Below are 19,533 nucleotides of genomic sequence, written 5' to 3' on the forward strand. Positions count from 1 at the left end.
TATTTATCCAAGCCATAAATTATACACTAATAACGCGATCAAAAGCACGGTGATTACAATAAACACGATATTAATTCTTTTCTGCTTTTGTTGAATGCGACGAATACGATTTTGGTATTGCTTCACTTCAACTTCCAGGCTATTTATTTTTGAGCGTTGCGAGTCGATTTTTTCTAAAAGAGGGACAATCCGTTTTTTAGAGGCAATAATATCTTGCTCATCAGTGGGTTCCGTTAACCACTGTTTCCAGTCTGACAAAACTTTTGGAAAGCTAAAAAGTAAAGCTAAATCGCGAAATTCATCTTTTAGCGTCAGGTCGCCATCGATACGCATTTTTTTGATACTGCGACGGTTAGCAAACACAAAGACTTTAATTAAATCCATGAGGGTGGTGCGGATATCCAGATCAACCGCTTGCTCTGGTGCTTTGGTGTCAAATAAAACCCCGTGTTCAGTAAATTGAACGTAAAAATCAAAATACGGCAAATAGCTATTAATTTTAATCGCAACATTTTGATCTATAAATTTTTTAGCCTGTAAACCAATGACGCGATCATGCTTCAAAATAAGGGTAAAAATTGTTTCAAGAACAATCATAGCCATTGTGAGCAACAAATGCGGTTGATTTGGACTTTGCTGCGATTCACTCATAAAACTTAATCCTTACCTGAAATAGAGCATCCTGGCTCGTAAAGTATGTTTCAGGACTTTAAACCAGATACATAATAATCTTGCTTTGTAGAACAGTTTAGCAAATCTATCAAGTATTTAATTTGCTATTATCAGTGTATTTTATGGATAAATATGTTTGGTCGTACATAAAACAATCAGGAGAAAGAATGAATGGATAAACAGATAAAAGATCAGGACAATGAACAAAAGCCAGCGGAAAATACTGATAAAAAAAAGAATAAATCGCGTGATGGGCGAAAATCAGGGCTAGATTTTCGTAAATATACCCAACAGATCTGGCTTGCCGGTTTAGGTGCTTTTTCACGTGCAGAAGAAGAAGGAAATAAGCTATTTGATTCTTTAGTTAAAGTGGGAGAAGAACTGGAGTCTAAAACCACGGAAATCGCTGACCAAACCGTAGAAAAGGTGTCAGAGAAGGCCAAAGAATCAGTGACCGATACCAAAGATAAAGTTGAGAAGCTAATCGACCATAGTGTGAACCATTCTTTAAACCGAATTGGTTTGGTCACGGTAAAAGATATTCAGCATTTAGAAAGTCTCATATTACAACTACATAGCAAGGTCGATTCTTTGGTTGAAGAAAATAAGTCATTAAAAGCGCAAATTGTAAAAAAATGAAACAATTTTGCTTTTTATGCATTTTTCAACAATTTTTTTCGCATTTATTTTGCAGAAATCGATATCCAGAGTATTGCGTTTTGCCCTAAAGCATTGCTATAAAGGTGTTATGGAATCCTTAGACCTTAAATAAACGATATTAAGAGGACGTAATCTTCATGAATAAATCAGAATTAATCGATGCAATTGCAGAGAAAGGGGGATTGTCTAAGACTGATGCAGGTAAAGCCTTAGATGCGACAATTGCTTCAATTACTGAAGCACTTAAATCTGGTGATACTGTAACACTTGTTGGTTTTGGTACATTCAACGTAAAAGAACGTGCAGCACGTACTGGTCGTAACCCACAGACTGGTGCAGCTTTAGAAATTAAAGCAAGCAAAGTTCCTAGCTTTAAAGCTGGTAAAGGTTTAAAAGATTCTGTTGCTTAATCTTTTTTAAAGCCAATAAACGCGCCGCTTAGGCGCGTTTTTTTATTAATATGCCGATTTTCGGTTTGAACTCATTCATTCATTGGGGGTTTTCGGGTAAAATCCCTCACAAATAAAATATTGGAATACTTATGGAATCTTTTCGTAAAGTTATTAAGGGTTGGTTGGGCAAAGCACTGCTCATTTTGTTTTTGACCCCTTTAGCGCTTGTAGGTATTGAAGGATATTTTAGTGGCGGGAAGTCAGAAGACACAGCAAAATTAGTCAATGGCCAAGAAATTTCTAAAAAAGAACTAGAAACACTGACCAAATCATTTAAAGAACAATACTTGGCTTATGCCAATGGTGATGAAACTTTATTGAATCAATCTTTTATTCAAAATAAAGCGATGGATACCCTGGTTGCTCGTACTTTGTTATTGCAGCAAGCTGAAGATTTGGGTATTTCATTAAGTGATGCACAGATTGAGCAAATGGTTGCCCAACAACCTAACTTTCAAGAAAACGGTAAATTTTCGGAAAGCTTGTATGCCAACTATTTGCGTTCAGTGGGCATGACCAGTCAAGCTTTAATTGCGAATTTGCGTCAAGACCATGCCTTAAAAATGTTGACCTCAACATTTATGGATTATGCTTTGGTCAGCAAACTGGATATTGAACAAATTGCGAACTTGCAAACTGAACAACGTACCTTGCATCTTGCAAGCATCAAACTTGATGATTATAAGAAAAATGTAAAAGTAACGGCTCAAGAAGTTGCTGCTTATTACAACAAACATCAAAATGCCTTTAAGCAGGTTGCAAGTGTTGATGTGGATTATGTGGTATTAACGCCTGCCAATGTTGCGCCGGCGAATACGCAAGTGACAGAAACAGAATTGCAGCAAGCCTATGCAACATATGTAGAGGCGCAAAAGAAAGATGCTAAACCATTAGTGAAGCATATTTTAATTGCAGCAGATACGCGTTCAGATGCGAAAGCGAAGAAATTAGCCAATGATGTGGCAGCGAAAATTAAAGCAGGCATGACCTTTGCTCAAGCTGCTGCACAATATTCAGATGATACCGAATCTAAAGCCAAAGGTGGTGTGATCGACGCATATGCCAAAGGTGTATTTGGTGATGCATTTGACCAGGCTGTGGATTCATTAAAGTCAGCGCAAGTATCTGCTCCAGTTAAAACCCAATATGGCTATCACTTAATTGAAACAGAAGCGGCTTCGGTTAAGCTTCCATCATTTGAAACTGAAAAACCACGTTTGCTGGCTGAATTGCAAAAGAATAAATCTGCCAATGCCTTTTCAGATACTGTGAATAGTTTAAATGAAATGGTTGTTGGTACTGATGCACTTGATGTTGTTGCACAAGAAGTGAAGGGTGTAACCGTTCAATCAATCAAGGGCATGACTTTAGCGACTCAACATCCTGTACTTAGCGATGCAAATGTAAAAGTTAAGCTATTTAATGATGATGTGAAAAATGGTGACCGTAATGCATCAAGCAGTATCCAGTTAGCAAATGGTGATACAGTTTGGGTGAAAGTGCGTAATTACCACGCGGCTGGTGCGCAAACTTTGGCAGAAGCAACACCTCGTGTAAAAGCTAAACTCATTGAGCAAAAAGCAATTGATGCTGCCAAAGCAAAAATTCAAACTGCATTAAATAGCTTTAAATCACAACCTGCTGCAACTGTTTTGGCGCAAAGCAACATCGCATTTGAAAGTGCAGGTGTATTTACCCGTTCACAAGGTCTGAAACGTGAGATTGAGCGTGCAGCATTTAGTGTTCCAGCACCGAAAGCGGGTATGTGGTCAGTGACTACAGCTTCATTGCCAAATGAGTTGGTGGTTGTGGCAGTGTCTAATGTAAATAAGACAACGTCTAATGCTTTAACTGATGAGCAGTTGAATGAATTGTCTAAGTTGTACCAACAGCTTCGTGGTCAACAAGAATTGGATGATTACACTCAATATCTTAAGTCGCATGCGAAAATTAAATAATTTCCTATGAAATAAAAAAACCTGCATTAATGCAGGTTTTTTTATGAGTTAAATAAAATTTTATTCAGTGCGTAGCTTAAGTTCATAGCCTGAGTATTTGCGAATATTAATCACCCCGGTATCCAGGATCAGGTATTGACCTTTAATCCCGAATAATTTGCCGCGAATAACGGGAGTCTTATCCAGATTATGCGATTTGATTTTCTCAGGATATTCATCGACTGGATAAACAAACTCACGTGGCAATTCGCTTTCCATGATTTCAACAGTTTCATTGAATTCAAGGTTTTGATTGAATTCCTCACGAATGGTTTGAATTTTCGGGGCAAATTCTTCAATCAGTTGCTCACGAACTTCAATCAAATCTAATGGCTCAGCTTCACCTTTCAGCAGTTTTCGCCAATCGGTTTTGTCTGCGACCTGTGTCCCAAACATGATTTCCAGTTGACCTGATAGACGGCGTGAACCCACTTTCATAATGGGTAGCGCTTGGGTTGCACCTTGATCGAGCCAGCGGGTAGGCATTTGTCCCTGACGGGTGATGCCCACTTTTAAAGCACTGGAATTGGCAAGGTATACAATATGCGGCTGGAAACAGACTTCATGCGCAAAACTATCTTCACGACACGTACCTAAGTGATAGTGACAAGTTTCTGGCTTCATGATGCACATGTCACATGAAGCTTTGGTTTTGAAGCATTTGTAGCAGTGACCTTGTGAGTATGATTTTGGAGTTTTACTTCCACAAGAAACACAATAAATATTGCCGGTCCACTCAATTTCGACTTCTTGTCCTAAACTAAATGGCAGATCAATTTCAGCGCGATCTAGCACAAATTTATATTCTACATTTGCCTTACGGGTCTGTTGATCAGTTACAATAGGGTCCTTTAGACCTGCATGCATTTTATGGCAAATGCCTTGTAGTTCCATGAAGAATACTCTCTCAAATAATAAGGATGCAGTTATGGCTGAACAAAATGTCATCGCTTCAATGCTAGACGATTTATCCAAAGAACAGCCTATTCAAACTGCATTATGTATTGGCCAAAATCTTGCACAATACGACAACAATCAATCAATTCAATGGCACTATTTTAACGTAATTGAGTTTTTAAATCTGCCTTTTACACAGCGATATGACTTGGGGCTGGTATTGCTTGATTCACCAGAGTTACTTGATATTTCCGATAATCAAAAATCACGATTGTTGGTCAAACTACGTGATTTGATGGCGAAGCGTATTGTGGTGGTGAGTCAGTTGCAAGATGAGAAATTATTACGTTCTTTAGGCTTTACCCAGCTGATTGATAAAACTCGGCATGATAGCGATTTTGCTTTATGGCAATTTAATATCCTGACCTATAAGCATGTGCCGGACTGGTTTAATTCCAAGTTTTGGGCAAATCCAGAAAACTGGAATAAATTTCGCTGGTAAGATTCAAGCATTTATTGCTTTTCCAAATCTTGCAAAACTTAACAATTTGTCCTCATTGCTGGTTTTGAAAGCATCGTATGCTTTTCCTAAGTGAATAAAAGGATAATACGATGACCAATCTTAGCAATATTGTAGAAATGTTGGCGAAACAGGCTTTGGGTGGCAATCAGAAAAATCAGTCACAGCATCAATCACAGCAGGGCGGTCTAGGTGGGATTTTAGGTTCCGTACTGGGACAAATGAGTGGTAACAATACGCAGCAACAATCTCAATCCAACCCGCAATCCCAACAGTCACAACAAGGTGGATTAGGCGGGATTTTGGGTTCGGTCCTGAGCCAGTTAGGTGGTAGAAACCAGCAAACTCAAAGAACACAACAAACGAGTAGTGTGGGTGGTGGTGCAAAAACATTATTGATTGCAGTTTTACCTTTGGTTTTGGCGTGGATTCAAAAGCAGGGGGGTATACAAGGTGCTTTGGATAAATTGAAAGGCCAAGGCTTAACCAGTCAAGTGGATGATTGGGTTTCGACTGGTCCGGGTGAAAATGCAGGTGTGGATCAACAGCAGGTTCAATGTTTATTTGATGAGCAGGATGTAGAAAAGGTGGCGGAAGAAGCGCACGTGCCTAAACAGGATATTTACAGTGCGATTTCAACGGTTTTACCACAAATTATTGATTCATTGACCCCACAAGGTGAGCAGACCAATAAACAGGAAGCCAATGCAGATATTCAACAAGTCATGAAATTGGTTTCTGGCTTTCTTAAACGTTAAGATTTTGCTTTTTTAAGACCCATTGGGTTTTTGACCTGACTGGTTTTTTTATACCTGAAATTAATTTTCAGGACTCACTATCTTAACGACTTAAATGTTACTGATGATTTTCCATGCTAAAGAGGGTATTGGATTTGGATATTTTTTTAGCAATATAGTGCGATTTTTTTAGACGAATTAAAATAATCTGTGACTGAAATTCGAGTTCACCAAATTCCGGTTCAACTTGAACATAATGCAGTTGACCAAAGCTGTCTCGCACCCGTGCCTGAGCGGAAAATCCTGGGCGGGCATTGCCACTGGATATCGTAGCTAAACGTCCAAGTAAACTGACTTGATGTCTGGTAAACGTGGGTTTGATGACTTGATCAAGACAATGAATCATAAACACAGTGAAGAAAATTGCAACGATGAGTGCAGGGATCACCAAGTAAAAAGCAGGCAGAAATTGCTGTTGCTGGGTATAAACACACAGTTGAAGAAAATAGCCTGCAAAACTGAAGTTCATCAGCAAAAACACCACAATCAGTGTTTTGGAAAATTTAACATTCAGCAAAGGTGATTCAGAAAGTTTCTTTGGAGAGAGTTTCTTTAGATATTGCGTCGGGCGAATATTAAAGTAATAGCCAAGGGTTTCTGCCATGCTGAGTAAAACTAAAGCCAGTAAACTTAAATGAAACGGGATTAAGTCATAGTTATGTAAAAACTCAAGCATGGCAAGATTCCATTAAATTATGTTCTATTTATTCTTCGTTGAGGTAAATTCCACCATCAGAATGCACGTTGATCGCTACTTTTTCAAGTGATTGCCCCTGACAAGGGCCAGAAATACATTCACCTGTTTCAACCAAAAACAGTGCTCCATGAGTAGAGCATTCGATGTATTCCTGATCGCGATCTAGGAACTGGTTTTCTAAAAATTCCAGTTCCACCTGTAAGTGCGGGCAGAGATTCTGATAGGCATAAAATGCACCATCACGCTGAGTAATAAAAATGGTATCACCATCCGGCGTTTCGTATGAACGCGCTTCACGTTCAGGAATTTCTTCCGTCATCGCAATTTTAATCATTATGCACATTCCTTTTGGAAGTTGTTTAATAATTCCGCGTAATTTTCTACACTCAGGCGTGGACCGAATTGTGAAACGACTTCACTTGAAATCAAAATTGCCAATTCAGCAGCAGCTTTAAGGCTTAAACCTGCATTTAATGCATAAAGGAAAGCACCTGCAAAGGCATCACCGGCACCATTGGCATCTACCGCTGTGACCTTGCGACCTGGAACTTTAAGGGTTTGCTCGGAATCGGAAATTAAAGCGCCTTCTGCAGATAATGTAATGACAGTGTATTTGCTTTTTAATTGCAATTTAGCCAATGCAGCTTCAATGGAATCGGTTTCTGTATACATTAATGCTTCATGATAATTACAAAGCAATACATCTACGCCATCATCAAGCAATTCATCCAAACCTTGACGGGCATATTGCACCATTGCCGGATCAGATAAAGTTAATGCAATTTTTACACCATTAGCTTTGGCAATTTCACGTGCGTGTTTAACCGCTTTGCGTGCAGTATCGCTGGTCGATAAATAACCTTCAATATACAGCCATTTTGCCGTTTTTAAGGGTTCAAAATTGATTTGTGCTTCACTGAGTTCCGCAGTAATGCCCAGAAAAGTTTGCATGGTACGTTCAGAGTCAGGGCTGACAAGAACCATACAGGTACCAGTCACACCTTCACTGACAGATTTTTCAGTAGTTTGAATACCGGCTTCGTTTAAACCTTGTAGGTAAATACGACCGAGTTTATCATTGCCGACACGGCATCCGTAAAATGCCTTACTGCCTAAAGCACTAAAAGCAACGGTGGTATTTGCAGCAGATCCACCAGATGCTTGACCTTTGTATACTTGCGTTTCTTTTAAATTATTATATAAATTTGCTTGTGTTTCACCATCAGTCAACTGCATAGTGCCTTTTTGCAAATTTTGTTGAATAAGGAAATCATCAGAGACTTTAAATTCTTGGTCGATTAATGCATTACCAATTGCAAAAAGATCAACAGTTGCCATGTCTTTCGTTCACATTTCAAAATAAAACGCTAAGTTTACACCAATGCTCATGATTGCTGTAGATTGATGAATAAAATTCAATATATGGCTGATTTATTCGTACAAAATGCACGATAGGAAACGATTAGGAAGGTTAGATGAATATCACGATTGCTAAAGCTGAACAATTACCTGCACAAATCACAGAATTAGCCAAGCAAGCTCAGAAAGAAGGATTTCAGTTGGTTGGTCAATTGATTGAAGAATATGAAAGTGGCAAAAACAGGTTTGATCAGCCGGGGGAATTGCTGCTTTTTGTTTATGATGATGAGAAACTGATCGCCTGTGGAGGCTTAAATCAGCAGTGGAATGAAAACGAAATTGATGCTCGTATTGGTCGGGTACGTCGTTTTTATGTCTTGCCGAAATACCGCAAGCATGGGGTAGGCAAACAGCTTTTACAACATCTGGAAAAAAATGCCCGGGCAAATTTTTCCGCACTTTGTCTGAATACGGATACTAAATCTGCAGCAAATTTCTATCAGAAACAAAATTATGTTTTTGTTGAAAATCATCCGAATTATAGCTATTTCAAATATCTGCTCTAGTTTAATCACCCCTGGTCATGATGCTGTGGAGCTTGAGTGGTCACATCAGCATCATGATTACGCTCACTTTTAAATTCCACGGATGAATTTTAATGACTCAAGTAGATTCTATAGAATTAAAAAACAGCTTTAAATTTTAATCTTGAGTTAAGTGCATCGGTTGAAATGTTAGCAAAGACCTTTAATAAGTCAGTCTGGTGAATCAACCACAAGATAGTGCAGATCACTGTTTATTTGAGCAATACCGTCACTTCAAAACATGTTTTAAAGACATAAAATGTTTTTGGATCTGATTTAAAAAAATAGCAATCGGTTGCTATTTTTCTGCATTGAAAATAGTGCTGATTTTGATTAAAAAAGAACACAGTTCAAACTGGACTGAAATGCTAGGAAATTCGTAACTGTACGAATCCATATAGTTCAAGATTCAGGTATAATCACAACATCTTATAAATATGTATACATGAGGAGATCACATGACTGTAGATGTCACTGAAACCATTACTCAAACTGTTCATCCTGCGTTTCAGTTGATACGTCAACACCATGTTGAGGCCTTAGACGTTTTTGTGTCTGAATATAAACATAAAGTGACCGGTGCGACGCATTATCACCTTGCCAGTGATCTGGATGAAAATGTCTTTCTGGTGGCGTTCCGTACTCAACCGATGGATTCAAAGGGTGAAGCGCACATTTTAGAACATACTGCATTATGCGGTTCTGAAAAATTCCCTGTTCGTGACCCATTCTTTCTGATGATTCGTCGTTCACTGAATACCTTTATGAATGCGTTTACTTCAGCAGACTGGACGGCCTATCCATTTGCAACGCAAAACAAAAAAGACTTTCAAAACTTGCTGGAAGTCTATTTGGATGCCGCTTTTGCTGCGAATTTAAACGAACTTGATTTTGCTCAAGAAGGGATTCGTATTGAGCTGGAAGATGGTCAACCTGTGTATAAAGGCGTGGTGTTTAATGAAATGAAAGGGGCGATGAGTTCTCCTTCAGATCAGTTGTATCATCAACTGGCGCATCATTTATTCCCGAAAACTACCTATCATTACAATTCAGGTGGTGATCCGAAAGATATTCCTGATTTAACTTACCCAGAGTTAGTCGATTTCTATAAGTCACATTACCATCCAAGTAATGCGGTGTTTATGACTTTTGGCAATGAATCTGCCTATCATTTGCAAGAACAATTTGAAACTTTAGCCTTATCTAAATTCGAGAAAGGTCAAACGCTGCATTCAACGCCTGAAACACGTTTAACTGCACCGATTGAAGTCACAGAAACTTATGCTGTAGATGCAGAAGATTTAAAAGATAAAACCTATCACATTATTTCATGGTTATTGCCTGAAGCGAGCGATATTAAATTGCGCTTGGGCATGCGTCTGGTTGAAGGGATTTTACTGGAAGATTCTGCTTCGCCATTACGTCATTATCTGGAAACCTGTGATTATGCACAATCTACCGGCCCAATTATGGGCGTAGATGATTCTAACTTTGAAATGACCTTCTTCTGTGGCGTGCAAGGTTCAAATCCTGAACATGCGAAAGAATTTAAAGAAGGCGTATTTAAAATTCTGCAAGAGGTTGCCTCTAAACCGGTTGACTCTGCAATGGTCGATGCTATTTTACATCAGATTGAATTGCATCAACGTGAAATCAATGGCGACGGTATGCCATATGGTTTAAGCCTGATTTTAAATGGTTTAGGCAGTGTGATTCATCACAGTGACCCAATTCATGTTTGGGACGTGGATACTGCGATTGAGCAAGTCAAAGAAGAGCTCAAAGACCCAATGTGGTTATCGAATCTGATTAAAGAACATTTGCTTGATAATACCCATCGTGTGCAAATGACTTTGGTACCCGATGCAACTAAATCTGCGAAGGAAGCTGAAGCTGAAAAAGCACGTTTGGCTGAAATTGGTGCCAAACTGACTGATGAGCAAAAAGCTGAAATCATCAAGCAAACTGAAGCATTGAAAGTTCGTCAAGATACGCCAGATGATATGAACTTGTTGCCGAAAGTAGGGCTGGAAGATGTGCCTGCGGATCTGCATATTGTGCAGGGTCAATTGCGCGAAATTATCAGTAATAATTACGATACGCCTTTGAATTTGTACCATGCGGGCACCAATGGTCTTTATTATCAACAAGTGACGGTTAAAATTCCAGATGAAGTGGTGCAATCGCCATATTTCACCTTGCTGTCTGTATTGTTGGGTGAAGTCGGTGCTGGCGAGTACGATTATCTTGAGCTTCAGCAACTGCAAACCGCAGTCAGCGGTGGCGTTGGGATGGGTGCATCATTACGTTCAAAAGTGGATGATAAAAACAAAATCAGCGCTTGGCTCACGTTGACCACCAAATCGTTGGTGAATAATTTTGAAGCCATTCGTATATTGAAGTTGGCATTTGAACAACTACGTTTTGATGAAAAAGACCGTATTATTGAATTGTTGCAACAACGTAAAACCCGTTGGCAATCACGTATTTCAGGTTCAGGTCATAGTTATGCGATGCAAATTGCATCACGTAATTGCAGTGCTTTGGCACAACGCGATTACCAAAATACCGGTCTGGGTGCGTTGAACTGGTTAACTGAGCTGGTTGCTAAAATTGAAAATGACGAAGCTGCATATGATGCTTTAATTGCGGAATTAAAAGCCATTCATCGTTTACTTTTACAAGCGCCGAAACAGTTCTTACTGGTCTGTGAAGAACATCAATCTGATCGTTTGATTGAAGAAATTCAAGATGTTTGGGACAAGTTGGCCGTTGATAAAACACCGGTAGAATTAACGACAATTTTCACAGAAAATAGTAATAAAGACGAAGCCTGGTTAATTCAAGCCAATGTTCAATTCTGTGCTTCCGCTTATCCTGCAGTTGAAGTTTCTCATCCTGATGCAGCGCCGTTAATGGTGTTGGCTGCATATTTACGTAATGGCTTCTTGCATAGTGCGATTCGTGAAAAAGGTGGGGCTTATGGTGGTGGCGCGAGTTATGACGGCAATGCATGTTCATTCCGTTTTTATAGCTACCGTGATCCACGCTTGGCAGAAACATTTAAAGACTTTGACGCAAGTATTGACTGGTTGTTGAATACCGAGCATCTGGAGCATCAACTTGAAGAAGCAATTTTAGGCTTGGTTGCGAGCATGGATAAACCGGGTTCTCCTGCGGGTGAAGCGATTAGTGCTTGCTATGCTTTATTGCATGCACGTACACCGGCAGTTCGAAAACAATTACGTGCACGTTTACTTGCAGTCACTCTGGATGATTTAAAACGCGTTGCAGAACAATATCTGGTTCAGCAAAAACCAGTGAAAGCTGTGGTTGCACCCGTTGCGAAACGTGACACTTTGGTTGAACTTGGCTTTGATATCAAACAGGTAAACTAAAAGAATCAACTGAGGTCAGACCCTATGGCGTTCAAAACAATTGAACGCACTACTTTGCAACTGAGCATGATCATGCTCAGTTCATTGTATGTGACGAATGTAAATGCAGTAAGTCCCGGATCTTCAATTACACCGGCAAGTCCTGAAGCCTGTGTGGCATTGGAATCAAATGCGGATCGTTTGGCTTGTTATGATACTTTGTTTAAAGTACCCGAGGCTGAGAAAACACCGCTGCTTTCTGAACGTCAGGCAGCAAATGAAATTGCACCTAAACCGACTGAACCTGAAACGATTAAGGATAAAATCAGTCAGGGGGTCAGTAATTTGTTTGCTGTTGAAGGTCCTAAAATTGACCCAAATCGATCTTTGCTGGATAAGCGTTGGGAATTGTCTGCCGACAGCAAACTTGGCACCTGGAATATTCGTGCGCATCAGCCCGTTTATCTCATGCCTGGATTTTGGACTTCGGATAAAAATGAACGTCCTTCCAGTCCGAATGAAAATAATACGGTTCAAGTAGGTGATGAGCAAAATCTGAAATCGATGGAAGCAAAATTTCAACTCTCATTAAAAACCAAAGCGGTTGAAAACCTGTTTGGTGACAACGGTGATATCTGGTTCGGTTATACGCAATCATCACGTTGGCAGGTCTATAACGCAGATGCATCACGTCCTTTTCGTGAAACCAATTATGAACCGGAAGCCAGCCTGATTTTTCGGACCAATTATGAAATATTGGGTTTAAACGCACGTTTACTGGGGTTGACGTTAAACCATCAGTCCAATGGTCGTGCGGATCCTTTATCACGTAGCTGGAATCGTATTATTTTTAATGTTGGTTTGGAACGCGACAACTTCGCGTTGATGTTACGACCTTGGTATCGCATTGAAGAAACTGCTAAAGACGATAACAATCCCGACATTAAAAATTATATTGGTCGTGGGGATTTAACCGCATTCTACCGCAAGAATGATCATGAATTTTCACTCATGCTGCGTCATTCGCTTAAAGGCGGTGATGATGCACATGGTGCTGCTCAGTTTGATTGGGCATTCCCGATTAGTGGGAAATTACGTGGGCACTTCCAGTTATTTGATGGTTATGGTGAAAGCCTGATTGATTATAACCACCACGCCACTTATATCGGTCTAGGTGTATCGTTGATGAATTGGTATTAAAATTTATCAATGCTTCATAAAAAAACCACTCCACGGAGTGGTTTTTTTATATCGAAAATTAATAACAGCTAACCAATTTGAATATCTGCCGGTGGGTGTTTTAAGCGACTCTTTTTAGGTGTGGCAATCAGATAAGCCAAAGTCAGTGGTCCCAAACGACCAGCAAACATCAGTAAGATTAAAGCAATCAAGCTTGCAGGTTGAAGTTCACTGGTCACCCCACGGGACAAGCCTACGGTACAGGCGGCTGAAACCGCTTCAAACAGTAAATCCAGAAAGTCTTTTTCTGGTTCTAAAATGAGCAGGCTAAAAAATCCAAAAAAGATTAATATGGCTGTGATTGAAACAACGGCTAAAGCTTTAAATGAGGTGGCCTTGGAAACGGAATGATTAAATACGCGCAATTCTTCAGAACGGCGTAAAAAAGTGATCACACTTAAAACCACAATAATAAAGGTACCAACTTTAATGCCACCCGCAGTACTTAATGAACCACCGCCAATAAACATCAGGATCATGGTGACTAGGGTTGAAGCATCGGTCATGTTGGACATATCCAAGCTGTTAAAACCTGATGAACGTGGAACGGTGGCATGGAACCAGGAATTTAGAGCTTGATCACCCAGACTCATGCTGGAAAGTGTTAGCGGATTGTTTGCTTCTAATGCCCAAATGACGATAAAGGCAACCAGGTTTAACCCTGCAATGGTGGAGAGTATTAATTTGCTATTGGTGCTTAATTTTTTCCAGCGATGGGCACGTTTAATATCCATGAGTACCACAAAGCCGATTCCACCAATAATGTAAAGCATGCTAATGGTAAAGGTAATCAGGTAATGGTCTGCAAAACTCATCAGACTATTGGGAAAAAGTGAAAAACCACCGTTATTAAAAGCAGAAACACTGTAAAAAGCGGCATAGAAAAATGCACGGGTAAAATCATATTCCTGCATCCAGGCAATGGTGAGAATAACTGTACCGACTGCTTCAAAAAATAAGGAATATAAAAGCACGCCTTTAATGGTGAAAGATACTCGGGCTAGACTGGTTTGACCAATGGTTTCCTGCGCCATGACCTGTTGTTTTAATTTGAGGTTGGAAGACAGGCTTAATGCAGCAAGGATGGCAAAAGTCATAAAACCTAAGCCACCAATCTGCAGCAAAAGCATAATCACGATTTGACCAAAAGTGGTATAGGCTTCCCCGACATTGACCACGGAAAGACCGGTAATGGTCACGGCAGAGGTGGAGGTAAACAGGGCATTGAGCCAGCTTAATTCTCCATGATGTGAAATGGGAAGTTTAAGTAATAAGGTGCCTGCAAAAATAAAACTTAAGAACCCCAAGGCAAGTAAGCTGGGAGGGCTCAGATTGACGGTATGATGCTTTTTATTTTGCGCTTGATTCATATTTTATTTAAACCTGGCAGACAGTTTTCGTAAGGGTTCAAGTTCACCTTCAACCACTAAGATATCACCTTCTTGCAGGATTAAATTGGGATCAATGCTATATGAAATTTCCTTGCCGCGTTTATGCAGAATCGTTTTAATTCCTGAGCCATGATCCATAAGGTGATTGAAGCGCTCACCCTTTTGATTTGCCTTGATTTCAATTTTAACGATGAAATGATTGTCTTCTATACCCATATAACGACTAACCATCGGGTAGCTTAAAGACTGGGCCACGCGGGTACCCATATCCTCTTCGGGATGGATGATTTTATTCACGCCGAGATGGGTCAAAATCATGTGATGGGCTTGGGATTTAGCCTTGGCCCAAATCTTGTTTATCCCCATGTTTTTCAGATGCAGGACACATAAAATACTGGATTCAATGTCCTCACCAATCGCCACCACAACGGCTTCACAGTTTTGAATATTGAGTTCTTTGAGTACATGTTCATCGGTGGCATCTGCAATCACGGCATGGGTGATTTGATCTGAAATGCTTTCAACATTTTTTTTGTTGTTGTCGATCCCAATCACATCGTGATTTAAGTTCACCAGTTGGGTGGCAACAGTGGCACCAAAACTACCTAAACCAATGACTGTAAATAGTGCCATTCAGCGTATTCCTTATCCATTTTTATGTGGTTTTGATTCATGAAATGTATGTAAATATAAACTCATTTTATAATTTTATTATTCATTCAGCTATCAGGCTTACAAAATTATATATAACAAAGGCTTATTTCTAAGACGAGATAATGAGATGCAGACAGCATTAATATGCAAAATTTTATAAATGATTGAATTTTTACTGCTTAATCATTTGAGGAGATTTTGAGGCTATAAAAGAATGATTGTGCTCATTGCATAACGTCACAAAACCTTCAAAAAAACTGTATATCATTCTTCATATAATTTTCTATTTATATAGTGAATTAAAATGGATGATAAAAAGATCTTTAAGATATTGCAGGGATGGTTTCCGCTGCTGGAACAACGAGAAATCCCAAAGAAGAAACACAGGCATTTCTTTCAGCAATTTCTGGAGTGGATGGCAGCTGAAAAAGTAGCTAACCATTTCCAGGCTTATTTAATGTCTATTGATTCTGAAAACCCTCATGAGAATGGGCTGGAGCGATGTGCTATTTTGCAGCACATGAATATTGATATGGGTTTAACCCAGCAGAAAATTCGTAAAAGAACCATGCCTTTATATGAGCATTATAAGAAGCATAAAGAGACCATTGGGAAATACTACAATGTGAATGCGCAAGCTTTTGATATTGTTTTTGAAGAAATTTATGCTCTGCTAAAGTCGCAAAATTTAGAATTATTAATCATTTATGCAGAGGCGGCTTATTGGATGGCAGTTCCTAAAGAGGATGTTGAAATCCATAAATTCTGTAAGTCTTTCTCGAAGCAATTTAAGGATGACGCGATCTGTATAGAACACTATATAAAACTGGACTGTTTAAGATCAACCTAAAACAAAAAAGAGCCATTTGCAGGCTCTTTTTTGATGTCTGAGTGTTATTTTAGGAAACGTTGATACCCTAGATTATTGGTGATTTCAGCATATGGATAAGTAATACTTTCCAATGTTTCGATTAAACCATCTGGATTCTGTTTCGCGTCGCTTGCTTCTAAGCCAACCAGTACACGACCTTCCGCTGCACCGTGGTTGCGGTAGTGGAATAGGGTAATGTTATGCGTTGGACCTAGGCGTTCCAAGAAAGTCAGTAATGCGCCTGGACGTTCCGGGAACTCGACACGGAATAGGCGTTCATTTTCGATATCCGCATGACCACCAACTAGATAACGGATATGCAGTTTTGCCACTTCATCATCAGACAAGTCATCAACATCATATTGCGTTGTCAAGGTGTCATAAATGTCGTGACGTTCTTTTTCGCCACCTTTCAAGCTAATGCCGACAAACACTTGAGCAGCACTAGAAGAGCTGGCACGGTAGTTGAATTCAGTGATGTTGCGACCTTGCAAGGCGCGGCAGAAGTTCAGGAATGAACCTTTTTCTTCTGGAATGGTGACTGCAAAAATGGCTTCTTTACGTTCACCCAGTTCGGTACGTTCAGCAATATAACGTAGACGATCAAAGTTCATGTTGGCACCACAAACAATCGACACCATGTTTTTATTTTCTAAACCATGTTCAGCGACATATTTTTTGATCCCTGCAAGTGCCATTGCACCAGAAGGTTCAACAATGCTTCTGCATTCGTCATAGGTATCTTTAATGGCTGCACAGATTTCATCGGTGTTGACCAAGACGACGTCACGCTCAACAATTGGACCTGAGTTGTCTGATTTTTGCAGGCGAATCACGTCAAATGGTTTTGCACCAATTTGTGCAACAGCAGTACCATCAGCAAATAAACCTACAGAGGGCAAAATCACGCGTTCATTGGCTTCAAAGGCTGCTTTTAAACATGCTGACTCATCATATTCCACAGGAATGACTTTTACATGTGGAGCGACATCACCTAAGTAAGCAGCAACACCGGCAATTAAACCGCCACCGCCGACAGCAACAAATACATATTCCACATCACGCCATTGACGCAAGATTTCATTGGCAATAGTACCTTGACCCGCCATCACCAGTTCATCGTCATAAGGCGGAATGAAAGTCATGCCTTCTTCGGTTGCACGTTGAATAGCATATTTGTTGGCAACATCGAAAGAATCGCCATGCAAAACCACTTCACCACCCAAACGTTTTACCGCCTGGACTTTAATGTCGGGTGTGGTTTTTGGCATCACAATAATGGCGCGAATTCCCAGTTTTTGACCAGATAGCGCCACACCTTGTGCATGGTTACCTGCTGAAGCCGTAATAACGCCACGTTCCAACTGAGATTTCGGTAGTTGACTAATACGGTTATAAGCACCGCGTAGTTTAAAGGAAAAGACAGGTTGTAAATCTTCGCGTTTAAAGCGAATGTTGTTGTTTAGCTTTTCACTAATTCGTGGCGCTGCTTCGAGTGGAGTTTCGATTGCAACGTCATACACCGTTGCTTGTAATATTTGTCGAACCAAACGAGACAGCATGTTAATTTTCCATCTAACAGTTTAAAATAGGCCTTTATTGTAACAAACCCCTGTACATTTGGGCTGAATAATCAGCAACAAATGTCAAAAAATAGTTGAGCCAAGTTATGAGTCTGTATGCGACCCAAGATGAAAAGAAACAAGCTGCTGCGAAAGCGGCTTTAAAGCACTTGCCTAAAGGCGGGATTTTGGGTGTAGGTACAGGAAGTACTGTGAACTTCCTCATTGAATTATTACCAGAATTGCAATTGGAAGCTGCTGTGGCAAGTTCTGAAGCAACAGCACAGCGTCTTAAAAAATTAGGCATTGAAGTGGTCGACATGAACTCTGTAGGCGGTTTGGACGCTTATGTAGATGGTGCAGATGAAATTGACCGTCATATGCATATGATTAAAGGTGGCGGTGCAGCATTAACACGTGAAAAAATTGTCGCTTCAATTGCGAAAAAATTCGTGTGTATCGTTGATGATTCTAAATGGGTTGAACAATTGGGTCATGATTTCCCACTGCCTGTAGAAGTGATTCCAATGGCGCGTTCTGCGGTGGCACGTAAAATTGTAAGCTTGGGTGGCGATCCGGTTTACCGTGAAGGCGTAGTTACTGATAACGGTAACGTGATTTTAGATGTGCATAACTTTAATATCTTGAATGCGCTTGAACTTGAAAAAACCCTGAATAACATTCCGGGTGTAGTGTGTAACGGTATTTTTGCATTGAACAAAGCGGATATCGCAATTGTTGCAACGGATAATGGTATTGAAGAGCGTACTGCTGTTTAAGAAATCCTCCCTGACCCTCCTTTTTCAAAGGAGGGGAAAGTCTGTAATTTAATAAGGCTCCTCGAAACTTTTAAAAGCTTGAACTTCCCGCTTTATCAAAGGGGGATCGAGGGGTATTAAAATAACGATTAAATATAAAAATGACCCTAAACGACCTACCTGAAATCAAAATTGTCCGTCATGCGCGAGCGAAGAATTTACGTTTACGTGTTGAGCCGACTCAGATCCGTTTAACTGCACCCGTACTTTGCAGCAAACGACAAATTCAAAATTTTATAGATCATTCTGAGCAATGGCTCATTCAAACTTGGCAGAAACAGCAAGAAAAAATTGTTCAAATAGACAAAACTTTACCGAATGAATTACAGCTGTTTAATTTGGATCAACCTTTACAAATCATGTATCAAAGCCAAAAGCATGGTTTTATTTTTGATGGTGAAAATTTAAAACTTTTGATCAGTGATCGTCAGCCTGAACAATATTTAAAAGCGTTTGTAATAGCCTATGCAAAGCAGCATCTTCCGCTTTATTTGGGGGATGTGAGCCAAGAAAGTAATTTGAGTTTTGGCAAATGTGCGATTCGTCAGCCTAAAACACGATGGGGAAGTTGTACATCGAAGCATGACATTATGTTGAATAGCGGCTTGGTGCTATTTCCTGAAAAGATTACCCGGTATGTTTGTGTGCATGAGCTGGCACATACCAAGCACTTTGATCATAGCCCACATTTTTGGGCGGAAGTTCACAAGCATGATGCCAATTTTCAACAGCATCGGAAATTATTAAAAAGTACGCCAATGCCATATTGGTGGTGAAGATAAAGAGCCACTTAATGAAACGAATGTCTATTACGATTCATTGGTTAGCTAGGGCCTGTCATTAATTAGCTTGAGAAAATCTAACCTGTCCTCATTATTTTTTCATGACTAAACGCTATGCATTAAGAGATGATCAGTGGGAACAGATTAAGGATCTGTTGCCCGGACGAGCGAGTACTGTTGGAGTAACTGCCAAAGACAACAGGC

19 protein-coding genes and 1 pseudogene are annotated in these 19,533 nt (G+C 39.9%); 12 read left to right on the plus strand and 8 right to left on the minus strand.

From position 1 onward, the window contains the following. Nucleotides 1-3: 3 nt before the first annotated feature. Entirely contained in the window at nucleotides 4-651 is a 648-nt protein-coding gene (locus E0409_RS11285; RefSeq protein WP_131290935.1) for a hypothetical protein, read from the minus strand. A 192-nt stretch (nucleotides 652-843) separates the two neighbouring features. Here E0409_RS11285 and E0409_RS11290 point away from each other — a divergent pair, with 192 nt between their 5' ends. The 3 genes from E0409_RS11290 (at nucleotide 844) to E0409_RS11300 (ending at nucleotide 3,742) form a co-directional block, all read left to right on the plus strand. After that, nucleotides 844-1,311 carry a phasin family protein gene (locus E0409_RS11290; RefSeq protein ID WP_131290937.1) on the plus strand — a complete coding sequence of 156 codons (468 nt, stop codon included), beginning with the start codon at nucleotides 844-846 and terminating at the stop codon, nucleotides 1,309-1,311. Nucleotides 1,312-1,469: 158 nt separating this feature from the next. Beyond that, nucleotides 1,470-1,742, plus strand: a complete 273-nt coding sequence (hbs, locus tag E0409_RS11295) for a non-specific DNA-binding protein Hbs (protein WP_004651791.1) — start codon at nucleotides 1,470-1,472, stop codon at nucleotides 1,740-1,742. 131 nt (nucleotides 1,743-1,873) lie between these two features. Beyond that, nucleotides 1,874-3,742, plus strand: a complete 1,869-nt coding sequence (locus E0409_RS11300; protein ID WP_131290939.1) for a SurA N-terminal domain-containing protein — start codon at nucleotides 1,874-1,876, stop codon at nucleotides 3,740-3,742. Between the two features lie 60 nt (nucleotides 3,743-3,802). Here E0409_RS11300 and E0409_RS11305 read toward each other — a convergent pair whose 3' ends face one another. Continuing rightward, entirely contained in the window at nucleotides 3,803-4,675 is an 873-nt protein-coding gene (locus E0409_RS11305) for a DUF2797 domain-containing protein (protein WP_131290941.1), read from the minus strand. 34 nt (nucleotides 4,676-4,709) lie between these two features. Between E0409_RS11305 and E0409_RS11310 the strand changes: the two genes are divergently transcribed. Both E0409_RS11310 and E0409_RS11315 read left to right on the plus strand, forming a co-directional pair. Beyond that, the gene (locus E0409_RS11310) at nucleotides 4,710-5,180 is read left to right on the plus strand and encodes a DUF6231 family protein (protein WP_131290943.1); all 471 of its coding nucleotides are present in this window, start codon (nucleotides 4,710-4,712) and stop codon (nucleotides 5,178-5,180) included. A gap of 110 nt (nucleotides 5,181-5,290) precedes the next feature. Next, nucleotides 5,291-5,956: a YidB family protein gene (locus E0409_RS11315; RefSeq protein WP_131290945.1), complete on the plus strand. Its 666-nt coding sequence runs from the start codon at nucleotides 5,291-5,293 to the stop codon at nucleotides 5,954-5,956. Nucleotides 5,957-6,053: 97 nt separating this feature from the next. On the opposite strand, the gene E0409_RS11320 is transcribed toward E0409_RS11315, so the two are convergent. Genes E0409_RS11320 through E0409_RS11330 form a run of 3 tightly spaced genes read right to left on the minus strand, consistent with a single transcriptional unit; the run spans nucleotide 6,054 to nucleotide 8,030 of the window. Beyond that, nucleotides 6,054-6,671, minus strand: a complete 618-nt coding sequence (locus E0409_RS11320) for an OB-fold-containig protein (protein ID WP_131290947.1) — start codon at nucleotides 6,669-6,671, stop codon at nucleotides 6,054-6,056. Between the two features lie 28 nt (nucleotides 6,672-6,699). After that, complete coding sequence (locus tag E0409_RS11325) at nucleotides 6,700-7,011, minus strand: Rieske (2Fe-2S) protein (protein WP_171458811.1); 312 nt, start codon at nucleotides 7,009-7,011, stop codon at nucleotides 6,700-6,702. Between the two features lie 14 nt (nucleotides 7,012-7,025). Further along, nucleotides 7,026-8,030 carry an adenosine kinase gene (locus tag E0409_RS11330; protein WP_131290951.1) on the minus strand — a complete coding sequence of 335 codons (1,005 nt, stop codon included), beginning with the start codon at nucleotides 8,028-8,030 and terminating at the stop codon, nucleotides 7,026-7,028. 137 nt (nucleotides 8,031-8,167) lie between these two features. On the opposite strand from E0409_RS11330, the gene E0409_RS11335 reads away from it, so the two are divergent. From E0409_RS11335 to E0409_RS11345, 3 genes are all read left to right on the plus strand, one after another. Beyond that, entirely contained in the window at nucleotides 8,168-8,617 is a 450-nt protein-coding gene (locus E0409_RS11335) for a GNAT family N-acetyltransferase (RefSeq protein WP_131290953.1), read from the plus strand. Between the two features lie 476 nt (nucleotides 8,618-9,093). Further along, complete coding sequence (locus E0409_RS11340) at nucleotides 9,094-12,033, plus strand: insulinase family protein (RefSeq protein WP_131290955.1); 2,940 nt, start codon at nucleotides 9,094-9,096, stop codon at nucleotides 12,031-12,033. Nucleotides 12,034-12,057: 24 nt separating this feature from the next. Then, complete coding sequence (locus E0409_RS11345; RefSeq protein WP_131290957.1) at nucleotides 12,058-13,212, plus strand: phospholipase A; 1,155 nt, start codon at nucleotides 12,058-12,060, stop codon at nucleotides 13,210-13,212. 68 nt (nucleotides 13,213-13,280) lie between these two features. On the opposite strand, the gene E0409_RS11350 is transcribed toward E0409_RS11345, so the two are convergent. Both E0409_RS11350 and E0409_RS11355 read right to left on the minus strand, forming a co-directional pair. Next, on the minus strand, nucleotides 13,281-14,621 hold the full coding sequence (locus tag E0409_RS11350) for a TrkH family potassium uptake protein (RefSeq protein ID WP_131290959.1): 1,341 nt from the start codon (nucleotides 14,619-14,621) through the stop codon (nucleotides 13,281-13,283). A gap of 3 nt (nucleotides 14,622-14,624) precedes the next feature. Next, nucleotides 14,625-15,275 carry a potassium channel family protein gene (locus E0409_RS11355; protein WP_131290961.1) on the minus strand — a complete coding sequence of 217 codons (651 nt, stop codon included), beginning with the start codon at nucleotides 15,273-15,275 and terminating at the stop codon, nucleotides 14,625-14,627. 325 nt (nucleotides 15,276-15,600) lie between these two features. On the opposite strand from E0409_RS11355, the gene E0409_RS11360 reads away from it, so the two are divergent. Further along, the gene (locus tag E0409_RS11360) at nucleotides 15,601-16,146 is read left to right on the plus strand and encodes a hypothetical protein (protein WP_131290963.1); all 546 of its coding nucleotides are present in this window, start codon (nucleotides 15,601-15,603) and stop codon (nucleotides 16,144-16,146) included. Nucleotides 16,147-16,190: 44 nt separating this feature from the next. Here E0409_RS11360 and ilvA read toward each other — a convergent pair whose 3' ends face one another. After that, on the minus strand, nucleotides 16,191-17,729 hold the full coding sequence (ilvA, locus tag E0409_RS11365; protein ID WP_131290965.1) for a threonine ammonia-lyase, biosynthetic: 1,539 nt from the start codon (nucleotides 17,727-17,729) through the stop codon (nucleotides 16,191-16,193). Nucleotides 17,730-17,836: 107 nt separating this feature from the next. Between ilvA and rpiA the strand changes: the two genes are divergently transcribed. The 3 genes and pseudogenes from rpiA to E0409_RS11380 all read left to right on the plus strand — a co-directional run. Then, nucleotides 17,837-18,508 carry a ribose-5-phosphate isomerase RpiA gene (gene rpiA / locus E0409_RS11370; protein ID WP_131290967.1) on the plus strand — a complete coding sequence of 224 codons (672 nt, stop codon included), beginning with the start codon at nucleotides 17,837-17,839 and terminating at the stop codon, nucleotides 18,506-18,508. 140 nt (nucleotides 18,509-18,648) lie between these two features. Continuing rightward, nucleotides 18,649-19,323 (plus strand): M48 family metallopeptidase, encoded by a 675-nt coding sequence (locus E0409_RS11375; RefSeq protein ID WP_131290969.1) that lies wholly within the window; start codon nucleotides 18,649-18,651, stop codon nucleotides 19,321-19,323. A 107-nt stretch (nucleotides 19,324-19,430) separates the two neighbouring features. After that, nucleotides 19,431-19,533, plus strand: a pseudogene (locus E0409_RS11380) (IS5/IS1182 family transposase); the annotation flags it as partial.

It is taken from the genome of Acinetobacter sp. ANC 4862, assembly GCF_004336635.1.
In the GTDB taxonomy this organism is placed as follows: domain Bacteria; phylum Pseudomonadota; class Gammaproteobacteria; order Pseudomonadales; family Moraxellaceae; genus Acinetobacter.